Genomic DNA, 10,841 nt, shown 5'->3' with positions numbered 1-10,841 from the left:
CGGGCGCCAGCCGGGAGATACGCTTGCCGCCTTGCTGCCGACTGCTGCGCTCACCTTCTTTCTCGAAGCGAGCACGCACGCGATATATCCACATGCGGCTGACTTCATAACGACGGGCAATGGCGCTGGGGCGCTCTCCGCGCTCCAGCGCTGCCAGCACTCGGTCTCGCAAGTCTTGCGAATAGGCGCGCATCTCATGCTCCGGCTGGTAGAAAACCCTATTATGTAACCTTATCAATCAAAGTTTCTCTAGCAAACTTCGGCCAGGTAAAGGTGAAAGTATTGGCGTGGTACGCCACGGTAAGGGCACAGCCAGTTTTTGGCGTAGCTCCAAAAACCTTCGATGCCATTGATGTGCTCGCGCCCGACAGGGCGCCCCTTCTCCTTGCGAATCACCACATGCTCACCGCGCAGCTTGAGTGTGGCGTACGCCTGCCACTCATCGGTGTAGTACAAGACCCCCTCACGAGTGTGGGCCTGAATTTGCTGCATGACCGAAACCCGATCATGAGCAGCGATGGGCATGGCTTTCACGCAGCCATTGCGTTTGATGAGCCCAAACACGATGACCTTGCCGGTCGCGCCCCAGCCGCGTTTGCCCTTTCTGGCCCCGCCAAAGGTGGTTTCATCACATTCGATGGCGCCCCCTCGAAGGGCTCTCTGAGCTGCTCGGCTTGAGCGCAACAGGCACGCAGCAGGCGGTAGAAGCGTTCACGGGCAGCGCTGCTGGCTTCATCACCAAAGCGCTGTCGATAGCAAGGCACTCCCAGGACAAACACGTCCAGCAAACGATGCTTGACTTTGGCAGGCAGTCGCACTGAATTCCAAACCGATGTCCAGCTCAAGCGCCTGCCACAGGCTCGGCACTTGAAGTGTCCGTCGCCCAGACGGTAATGCCTGGCGCCGCCACACTCGGAACAATGTTTCATGACCAAATCCTCCAGGATTTGGTCGGGTTTGGCTGGGGTTTGCAAATTTTTAAATACAGCTTATTTGTTGAGGGCCGCTTAAATCGCCTTCGCTGTAAATTCTATTATACTCCTCATCAATAAAATTTCTTAGCTTTGTTATTTTCTCGTGCAGTTCATCAACATTATCGTGAATAATGTCAATATTCTTCTGTTTGATGAATTTATTTATATCGTCAGCATTTGGAACTTTTGTAATGGAGGTATTGCGATAAAAATCAATCAACTCTGAAGTCAGGTCTATTCCAATTGTTAGATTTAAAACGCTTCGATTGTGTTCTATTATTAATCTCGAATGAATCCTTTTGCACTCATCAATAGAGTCTTTGTGATTGTCGTCATTTTCATTTATTAATTCGGTATATTTTTTGATGTTGCTTATAATATCTTTGGTTTGATCGATAATGCGGCGCTTGCTATTTATGAATTCATTTAAATGAATATCGGCGCAGTGCAAAAAATCAATGGGGTCCATTGGATTTTCTTTCTTTGATTTTGGGTGTATTTCAGATTTTTTGAGGTCAAGTTATTGTAGATACTCAATTTCGTGCAGTCCAGCGTCAGCTCGCGCGCGGGCACGATTTGCGAAAGCCCACGTCCTGCAAAAAGCGCGCCTTCTCGGGCGAGCGGATGTCGGTCTGCGCGCTGGCGTGCAGTTGGATGGGCGGCAAATCCAACGCCAGCAAGCCCATGTCCTGCACGATCAGCGCATCGGCGCCGTGGTTGATGGCCTCGATGCCAATATCGGCATCGCGCGCCGGGGCGAGCAGTTCCAGTTCGTGCGCTTGCATGGTAGGGCGGGTTGTGGGGCGGTGGGCGATGTGGGGCGGTTTTTTTGCGGGCCGGCATTATCCGTGATGGCCTTTGCCCATGTTATGCGGCGCTGCCGGCGGCGGCGGGCGTTTCGCGGCGCACGCGAAACAGCAGGGCGTACAGCGCGGGCAGGGCCAGCAGGGTCAGCACGGTGGCCACGATCAGGCCGCCCATGATGGCGGTGGCCATGGGGCCCCAGAACACGCTGCGCGAGAGCGGGATCATGGCCAGCACGGCGGCGGCGGCGGTCAGGGCGATGGGGCGCAGGCGGTGCGTGGCGGCGTTGAGGATGGCGTCCCAGGCGGGGGTGCCGGCGGCGCGTTCGAGCTCGATCTGGTCGATCAGGATCACGGCGTTGCGCTGGATCATGCCCATCAGCGCGATCACGCCCAGCAGCGCGACGAAGCCAAAGGGCCGCCCCGTGGCCAGCAGCGCGGCGGCGATGCCGGCGATGCCCAGCGGGCCGGTGAGGAACACCAGCAGCGCGCGCGAGAAGCTGCGCAGCTGGATGACCAGCAGCGTGAAGATGATGAACAGCATCAGCGGCACGCCGGCGGCGATGGAGGCCGAGCCCTTAGCGCTTTCGGCGATGGCGCCGGCCACTTCGATGCGGTATTCCTGCTGGCCATCGGCGTGCCATTGCTGCTCCAGCGCGCGCAGCGCGGGCAGCAGCGCGTTGGTGACGGTGGCGCCTTGCTGGCCTGCGGTGACATCGCCCTGCACGGTGATGGCGTACTGCCGGTTGCTGCGCCAGAGCACGCCCCATTCCCAGTCCATGCGCGCGGTGGCGATCTGCGACAGCGGGATGGCGCCGCCGAAGCTGGTGTTGATGTAGGCATTGCCCAGCGCCGTGAGGCTGTCGCGCTCGGCCGGCGGCGGGCGCAGCACGATGGGGATGAGCTGGTCGTCCTCGCGGTACTGGCCGATGGTCTCGCCCTCGAGAATCATCTGCGTGCCGCGCGCGATGGACTGGCTGTTCACGCCCAGGGCCAGGGCCTTGTCCTGGTCGATATCGAGGCGCCAGGTCTTGATGCGCTCGTTCCAGTTGTCGTTGACGCCGCGCATGTGCGCATGGGCGCTCATGATGGCCTTGACCTCATCGGCGCGCGCGCGCAGCGTGGCCGGCTCGGGGCCGATGACCTTGAACTGCACCGGATAGGGCACGGGTGGGCCCATGGGCAGCAGCTTGATGCGCGCGCGCACTTCGGGCAGGTGCTCGGCCAGGGTCTGCGGCAGGCTGCGCAGCAGCGCGTCGCGCTCTTGCAGCGAGTGCGGCTGCACGATGAATTGCGCCACGTTGCTCTGCGGGAAGATCTGGTCAAGCGGCAGGTAAAAGCGCGGCGTGCCCGAGCCGATCCAGGTGGCGACGTTGCGCACGCCCGGCTGTGCGGCCAGGGTTTGCTCGGCGCGCAGCGCCACGTCCTCGATGGCCTGAAAGGATGCGCCTTCTGGCAGCCAGAGATCGACCATGATCTCCGCTCGGTTGGAGTCCGGGAAGAACTGCTGCTGCACCTTGGCCATGCCGACCAGGCCCAGCGCGAACAGCGCCAAAGTGGCAAAGGTGGTCAGCCAGCGGTGCACCAGGCACCAGTCGAGCAGGCGGCGAAAGCGCTGGTAGAACGGCGTGTCGTAGACCTCGCCATGCGCGCCGGGCGCGGGCGGCTTGAGCAGCAGCACGCCCAGGTAGGGCACGAAATAGACCGAGACGATCCACGACAGCAGCAGCGCCACGACGGTGACGCCGAAGATGGCGAAGGTGTACTCGCCAGTGGTGGAGCGGGCAATGCCGATGGGCAGAAAGCCCGCGGCGGTGATCAGCGTGCCCGTGAGCATGGGCTTGGCCGTGATGTCGTAGGCGAACAGCGCGGAGCGGAACTTGTCGTAGCCCTCTTCCATTTTGCGCACCATCATCTCCACGGCGATGATGGCGTCGTCCACCAGCAGGCCCAGCGCGATGATCAGCGAGCCCAGCGAGATCTTGTGCAGGCCGATGCCCCAGTAGAGCATGACCAGAAAGGTCAGCGACAGCACCAGCGGGATGGTGATGGCCACCACCAGGCCGGGGCGCATGTCCAGCGTGTAGCGCCGCCACAGCGGCGCGGCGCCGGCGCGCTTGTGCAGGCCCAGCGAGAGAAAGCTCACCGCCAGCACGATGGCCACGGCCTCGATCAGCACCTTGACGAACTCGCCCACGGCGCTGGTGACGGCCTCGGGCTGATCCTGCACGTTGCGCAGCGCCATGCCGGCGGGCAGCGCCTGGCCGATGGCCTCGGCCTGGGCGTGCAAGGCCTGGCCCAGCGCCACGATGTCGCCGCCCTTGGCCATGGAGATGCCCAGCGCAATCACCGGCTGGCCCTCAAAGCGCACCTTGACGGCCGGCGGGTCTTCATAGCCGCGCCAGACCTGGGCGATGTCGCCCAGGCGCAGCTGCTGGCCCGATGCGGCCTGGATGGGCATGGCGCGCAAATCCTCCAGCGCGCCGAACTGGCCCTGCACGCGCACGCGCACCTGCTCGCCATCGCCGTGCACGCTGCCGGCGGCGGCCACGGCGTTTTGCTGGCCCAGCTGCGCCAGCACCTGGTTCATGTTCAGCCCCAGCTGCGAGAGGCGCTGCTGGGGCGCCTCGATGTACAGGCGCTCTTGCTGCACGCCAAACAGCTCGACCTTGGCCACATCCGGCACGCGCAGCAGCTGTTGGCGCACGCGCTCGGCCTGGGCCTTGAGCTCGGCCGGGCTGTAGCCCGGGCCGGAGAGCGCGTAGATCACGCCATAGACATCGCCGAAGTCGTCGATGAAGAACGGCCCGCGCACGCCCTGGGGCAGTTGCCAGGCCATGTCGCCGACTTTTTTGCGCACCGTGTACCACAGCTGCTGCACCTGCGCCGGCGGGCTGCTGTCGTCGAGCTGGAAGATGATTTGCGACTGGCCGGGCTTGGAGTAGCTGTCGATCTTGTCGGCAAAGGGCACCTCCTGCAGCGTGCGCTCGATGCGGCTGGTGACCTGCTCGGCCACTTGCTCGGCCGTGGCGCCGGGCCAGTGCGTCTGGATCACCATGGCGCGGAAGGTGAACGGCGGGTCCTCGTCCTGGCCGAGCTGGAAGTAGGCGAAAAAGCCCAGCACCATCAGCACCACCAGCAGGTAGCGCGTCAGCGCCGGGTGCTCCAGCGCCCACTTGGAGAGGTTGTGGCGCGAGACGGGCGGGTTGTGGGCGGCGCTCATCGCGTCGGCTCCGCTGCGCTGGCCTCGCCGCTGCCCGGCGCTTCGAAGATGCGCACCTTCTCGCCTTCTTGCAGCACGTGTGCGCCCGTGGCCACCAGCTGCTCGCCAGCTTGCAGGCCGCTGCGCACGATCCATTGATTGCCATCGGCCTCGCCCAGCTCGACGTGGCGGCGCTGCACGGTGCTGCTGCCCGGCTCATAGACCCAGACGCTGCTGCGCCCGGCCTCATCGCTCCAGATGGCCGTGCCCGGCAGGCGGATGCTGGGCTGGGCCTGCGCCGCGCGCGGCCAATCGACGGTGACGGTCGCGCCCAGCGGCGGCTGCGCCTGGCCGAGGATCTCCAGCTTCACGGCAAAGGTGCGCGTGGCCGGATCGGCGCTGGCGGCGATCTCGCGCACCCGCGCCGCTTGCGGCGTTTGCTGATCGGCCCAGGCGCGCACCGTCACCTCCTGCCCCACCTTGACCTGCGCCAGGCGCTGCTCGGGCACGGCAAAGCGCACCTCGCGCGCGCCATCCAGGGCCAGGCGCACCACCGGCGTGCCGGCGGCCACGACCTGGCCGGGCTCGGCCAGCGTGGCGGTGACCACGGCATCGGCATCGGCCACCAGCCGCGTGTACTCGGCCTGGTTGCCCTGTGCGCTGAGCTGGGCGCGGGCCTGCTCGACGCGCGACTGCGCCGCCTTCAGCGCCGCGCTGCGCCGGTCCAGCTCGGCCGCGCTGATGAAGTTCTGCGCGCGCAGCTCACGGTAGCGCTGCAAATCGGCCGCTTGCAGATCGCGCTCCGTAGTGGCCGCGCGCAACTGGGCCTGCGCCGCCGCGGCCGAGAGCTCGTAATCGGTCGCATCCAACTGCGCCAGCAGCTGGCCCTTGCGCACAGCCTGGCCCTGCACCACCGGCCGCGCCAATAGCTTGCCGGCCACGCGAAAGCCCAGCGCCGCTTCGCTGCGCGCGGCCACCACGCCGGCGTACTGAATGGGCGGCTGCTGCGCGGTCTCGCCCACCGTCAACAGCTTGACGGCGCGCACCGGCGGGGGCGGCGCCTCGGGGCGCGAGCAGGCAGCCAGCGACAGGGCAAACAGGCACATCAGGCACAGCGCCGCAACGGCGCTGCGGGCGCGCAATGGCGGCCGGGATTCGGGGCTGGGCATGGGGGCGGGCGGCAAAGCAGGCGCACTGCCAGCGCGCGGCGCGCACAGCGCCAGCGGGCAGCGGCGGGGGTGAAAAAACGCCGATTGTGCGCGATCTGTTCGCAGTCTGCGAAAGCGCGGCCGCCTGGGGGCTGGCGGCGCCTGCAAAGCTTTAGTTCAGCCCCAGCTTGCCGCGCAGGGTGGAGAGGTCTTCGGCCAGCTTGTTGATGGCGGCGGCCATGACGGTGCGGTCTTTGTCGCTGAGCTGGTCGTAATCGACGTAGCCCTTGCCGTCCTTGGCCTCGTATTTCTTCAGGATGTCGAAAACGGTGTTGAAGTTCTTGTCCACTTCGGCCAGGAAGGGTTTTTCCTTCTCGGCGATGAGCGGGCGCACGAGCTCGACGATTTTGTAGGAGCCATCGACGTTGGCCTTGAAGTCCCACAGGTCTTTCTTGCTGTAGCGGTTTTCTTCGCCGGAGATTTTGGTGGCGGCCACTTCTTCCATCAGCACGGCCGCGCCGCCGACGACGATCTCGGGCGGGAAGGTCAGCTTGGCGATGCGCGATTGCAGCTCCTTGACGTCGGCCAGCAGCTTGTCGGCCACGGGCTTGACGTCGTCGGCGGTTTTCTTGGCCCAGAGGCTGTATTCGATGCGGTGAAAGCCGGGGAAGGCGGGGTCTTTCTCGGCGCCTTCGTAGTCGTCGGCGCGCGAGTCGATGGCCACGTCCAGATCGCTGAACAGCTCGGCGATGGGCTCGACTTTTTCATAGCTCACGCGCGTGGGGGCGTAGAGGGCCTTGGCCTTTTCGATGTCGCCGGCCTTGACGGCTTCGACGAAGGCGGCGGTGTCCTTGACGAGCTGATCGACGTTCTCGCTGACGTAGAGCTTGTATTCGGCAATGGGGGCCACGAGGTCGAGCGCGGCGGCCTTGGCTTGCGCGAAGGCGTTGCCCGCCAGGGCGGCCAGTGCGGCGGCGGCGATGAGGTGTTTGAAGGTCATGGTCAAGTCTCCTGGCTGGCGTGCAGCCGTTGGGGTGGGAAAAATGGTTTGGCCAGGGTGGGTTGGCTGGCCTTAGCGGGCTTTTGGCGCGCCCTGGCGCACGGCGGCGATGAGGGCGCTGCCCAGGTAGTCGCCTTCGCCTCGCACGCCGGGCAGGGTGAAGAAGTAGCCGCCGCCGACGGGCTTGATGTATTCCTCCAGCGGCTCGCCGTCGAGCTTGCGCTGCACGGCGATGAAGCCTTGCTCCAGATCGGCCTGGTAGCAGATGAACAGCAGGCCCTGGTCGAGCTGGCCGTTCTTGGCGATGCCGTTGGAGTAGTTGAAGGGGCGGCGCAGGATGAGGTGTTTGTCCGATTCGCTCGTGCGCGGGTTGGCCAGGCGGATGTGCGAGTCCAGCGCGGTGATCTCGCCCTCGGGGTCTTTGCTGTAGTCGGGCACCTGGAATTCGGTGGCGTGGCGCTGGTCCAGCGGCGCGCCGCTCATTTTGGTGCGGCCGAAGATTTGCTCTTGTTCGTTGAGCGGGGTGCGGTCCCAGCGTTCGACGAAGTTGCGGATGATGCGCACGGCCTGGTAGCTGCCGCCGTGCGCCCAGGCCGGCTCTTGCTGGCGCTGGCTGTCCACCCAGACGATGCGGCGCATCAGCGCGTCGTCGTCGGCATTGGGGTTGGCCGAGCCGTCGCGAAAGCCCAGGAAGTTGCGCGCGCTCTCGACGCTGCCGTCGGGGCCGGGGGCGATGACGGGGACGTTGCCCTCTTGCTTCCAGCGCGGCACGAGCTGGTCGCTCAAGTGTTTGATGATGTCGCGCAGGGCGTGGATGGTGGTGTCCTGCGTGTTGGCGCAGATTTGCAGGCTGATGTCGCCGTGGCAGAGGGAGGCGTCCAGCGCGTCGTTGGGAAAGCGCGTCATGCGCTGCAATTGCACGGGCTTGTGCGGCGCCAGCCAGGGGCGCTCGTCAAACAGCGAGCTGCCCAACGAGACGGTGATGGTCAGCGCATCGGGCGCGATGTCGGGGCCGAGGATGCCCGAATCGGCCGGCGGCAGCAGCGGGTCCAGCTCGGGCGGCGTGCCGCCCTGGGTGAGAAACAGGGCGCGCTCGGTCAGGCGCCGCAGCAGGCGCTCGAGCTCATCGGGCGTTTCGGCCAGGGCCGCAAAGCTGGCGATCATGCCGTTGGCCGGGCGCGCGGTGGTGATGCCCGCCTGGTGCGGGCCGAAGAAGGCCACGCGGTCTTGCGGCGAGGCGCGGTGGCTGACGGGCGCATCGGTGACTTTGCCCGAGCCTTTGGGGCTGGCCGCAGCGCCTGCGCTGGCGGCGGCCTGGTGGGCGCAGCCGCCCAGGGCGGCCGAACCCAGCCCGGCTAGCCCGGCCAGGCCCAGGCCCTTGAGCGCCTGGCGGCGCGGCAGGGCGGGGCGGTCGTTGCCTGGGGTGGGGTTGTGGGGGTTTGCCTGGGATGTCTCGCGTGTCATGGCATGGATCCGTGGGTATGAAAAATGGGCGCGCGGGCTGGCTGGCGTGCCCGTTGGCGATGGCCGGGCTACTCCAGCCCCAGCGCGGGGTTGATCTGGGCGATGGCGTCGGCCAGCTCGCCCAGCAGGGCGCTGAGTTGGGCGCGCTGCTCGGGCGTGATCTGGGCGTAGGGCGGCCAGCTTTTTTCGGCATCTGCTGCACCTTGCGCCTGCACTTGGTGGGCCTGCAGCGCGGCGCGCACGGCGGCAAAGCGTTGCTGCACCTGGGCGGCCAGCTCGGGCCGCGCGCCTTGCAGCAGCGGGTCGGTGAGCAGGACGATTTTTTCCATGCCCTCCAGGTTGGCGCGCACATCGGCCAGGTCGGTCTGGGCGTAGGGGTTCTCGCCTTGCGCCAGCGCGCCTTCTTGCAGGCGGTGGATGAGCCAGAGGGCGCTGTCGCTCAAGTCCTCGGGCTTTTGTTGCAGCTCGCGCAGGCGGGTTTTGAGGGCATCGGCATCGGCGGCCAGTTGCTGGGCTGCGTTGCTCAGGCCAGCGGTGCTGCCTTGTTGGAACAGGGCTTTTTCCAGGCGGTGAAAGCCGGTGAAGGCGGGGTCGTCCTCGCGCTGGGCCAGGTAGCTGGCCAGCGGGTCGATGCGCGCTTCCAGATCGGCAAAGCGCCCGGCCACGCCCTCGATGCGCTTGTAGGCCGCGCGCGCTTGCAGCCAGTGCGCGCGCGCGGCGGCCACATCGCCCGCCGCAACGGCTTCGGCCAGGGCCAGGGCCTGCTTGTGCAGCGCGCCCGATTGCATGATGAGGTGCACGCGGCTTTCCGACAGCGGGCCGATGAAGGCTTCGATGGGCGGGCGCAGGCGCTCGGCCTCGGACGATTCGGTGGGCGTGACGGTGAGGCTGCCGCGCGGGTTGGACAGCAGGCCGCAGGTGATGGCAAAAGTGCCCGGGCGCAGCTTGACGGTCAGCAGCGAGTGAAAGCCCGGCGCGATGTTCTCGCGCTCGGCCACGACCATCACGCCGTCGAGGATTTCCCACTCCAGCGGGCGGCGCGAGGCGTTGTGGATTTCGAACGTGGTCACGCCCGCAGGCAGGGTGAAGTCGGCCGGCTCGCAGGTGGCGTCGTTGACGATGACCTTGTGCGTGTGGCCGCGCTCAGGCCCCTTGGCCGTGCGCGTGGCGTAATAAAACACGGCGATGGCGGCCGCCACCAGCAAGGCCGAGAGCGCCAGCGCGACGTGGATGAATTTGCCGGGGCCTGGGGCGCTGGCCGGGGTTTGGGGGGCGGCGGTGGGCTGCATGGGCGGTTTGAAAAAAGTGGGCTGGTGGGGGGAGATTCAGGCAGAGCAGTTCAGGCAGAGCGGGGCGGGGCCTCTTTCACCGGCTGCAGGAACAGCGCCAGCGCGGGCGCGAGGTAGAGCAGCCAGGCCAGCGCCTCGCCCCAGGTGGGCGATTCGTGGTAGCCCAGCAGGCCCGAGAGCACGGTGCCCGCCACGCTGGCATTGGGCAGGGTGCGGCTCAAATCCCACACCGGCGCTTGCAGCAGGTTCCACACGCCCGCTTCGTGCAGGTTGCGCAGCACGCCCGCCAGCAGGCCCGCGGCCACGAACAGGATGAAGATGCCGGTGTAGCGGAAGAACTTGTGCAGGTTCAGCCGCACGCCGCCCCAGTAAATGCCCAGGCCCAGCGCCACGGCCACGGCAATGCCCGCCAGCGCGCCCAGCGGCGCGGCCGGGCCGGGGCTTTGCTGGAAGATGGCCAGCAGGAAGAACACCGATTCCAGCCCCTCGCGCGCGACGGCGAAAAACGCCATGCCGATCAGCGCCCAGGCGCCGCCCTGGCCCCGGCTGGCATCCAGCGCGGCGTCGATGCCCGCATGAAGCTCGGCCTTGAGCGAGCGCGCCGCGCGCCGCATCCACAGCACCATGTAGGAGAGCACGCCCACGGCCACCAGACCGACGATGGCCTCGAACAGCTCCTGCGTCTTTTGCGGGAACTCGCGCCCGGCCAGCAGCACGGCAGCGCCGGCCAGCAGCGACAGCGCCACGGCCAGCAGCACGCCCACCCAGATGGCGGGCAGCCATTGCGCGCGCCCCGTCTGGCGCAGGTAGCTGGCGATGATGCCCACGATCAGGGCCGCCTCCAGCCCCTCGCGCAGCATGATGAGAAATGGTGCAAGCATGAAAAAAAACGCTCCCGAAGTGCTGGGCAATGGCGCCCATGGCCGGCGCATTCTACGGGGATGGCAAAGCCAATAAGAAC

At 66.2% G+C, this 10,841-nt stretch carries 8 protein-coding genes and 2 pseudogenes; all 10 read right to left on the bottom strand.

Annotation, left to right across the window (positions count from 1 at the left end; translation table 11 throughout):
* On the bottom strand, window positions 1-193 hold a 193-nt coding region (locus tag CK625_RS07640), incomplete at its 3' end, for a helix-turn-helix domain-containing protein (RefSeq protein ID WP_172425117.1).
* A gap of 56 nt (window positions 194-249) precedes the next feature.
* Window positions 250-645: pseudogene (locus tag CK625_RS07635) on the bottom strand (IS1595 family transposase); the annotation flags it as partial.
* A gap of 333 nt (window positions 646-978) precedes the next feature.
* Window positions 979-1,443, bottom strand: a complete 465-nt coding sequence (locus CK625_RS13700) for a hypothetical protein (protein WP_143326221.1) — start codon at window positions 1,441-1,443, stop codon at window positions 979-981.
* A gap of 80 nt (window positions 1,444-1,523) precedes the next feature.
* A pseudogene (locus CK625_RS07630) lies at window positions 1,524-1,759 on the bottom strand (U32 family peptidase); the annotation flags it as partial.
* Window positions 1,760-1,841: 82 nt separating this feature from the next.
* On the bottom strand, window positions 1,842-5,000 hold the full coding sequence (locus CK625_RS07625) for an efflux RND transporter permease subunit (protein ID WP_095539669.1): 3,159 nt from the start codon (window positions 4,998-5,000) through the stop codon (window positions 1,842-1,844).
* The gene (locus CK625_RS07620) at window positions 4,997-6,148 is read right to left on the bottom strand and encodes an efflux RND transporter periplasmic adaptor subunit (protein ID WP_238945559.1); all 1,152 of its coding nucleotides are present in this window, start codon (window positions 6,146-6,148) and stop codon (window positions 4,997-4,999) included. The genes CK625_RS07625 and CK625_RS07620 overlap by 4 nt, the downstream gene beginning before the upstream one ends.
* A 151-nt stretch (window positions 6,149-6,299) precedes the next feature.
* The gene (gene efeO, locus CK625_RS07615; RefSeq protein WP_275250565.1) at window positions 6,300-7,172 is read right to left on the bottom strand and encodes an iron uptake system protein EfeO; all 873 of its coding nucleotides are present in this window, start codon (window positions 7,170-7,172) and stop codon (window positions 6,300-6,302) included.
* 27 nt (window positions 7,173-7,199) lie between these two features.
* The gene (gene efeB / locus CK625_RS07610; RefSeq protein WP_095539668.1) at window positions 7,200-8,591 is read right to left on the bottom strand and encodes an iron uptake transporter deferrochelatase/peroxidase subunit; all 1,392 of its coding nucleotides are present in this window, start codon (window positions 8,589-8,591) and stop codon (window positions 7,200-7,202) included.
* 68 nt (window positions 8,592-8,659) lie between these two features.
* Window positions 8,660-9,880 carry an iron uptake system protein EfeO gene (gene efeO, locus CK625_RS07605; RefSeq protein ID WP_095539667.1) on the bottom strand — a complete coding sequence of 407 codons (1,221 nt, stop codon included), beginning with the start codon at window positions 9,878-9,880 and terminating at the stop codon, window positions 8,660-8,662.
* A gap of 50 nt (window positions 9,881-9,930) precedes the next feature.
* Window positions 9,931-10,761, bottom strand: a complete 831-nt coding sequence (gene efeU / locus CK625_RS07600; protein WP_095539666.1) for an iron uptake transporter permease EfeU — start codon at window positions 10,759-10,761, stop codon at window positions 9,931-9,933.
* Window positions 10,762-10,841: the final 80 nt, after the last annotated feature.

The organism is Vandammella animalimorsus (assembly GCF_002285265.1).
Lineage (GTDB): Bacteria > Pseudomonadota > Gammaproteobacteria > Burkholderiales > Burkholderiaceae_C > Lampropedia.
Note: the sequence above shows the minus strand (reverse complement) of the source record. Positions and strands in the feature narration are given on the sequence as shown.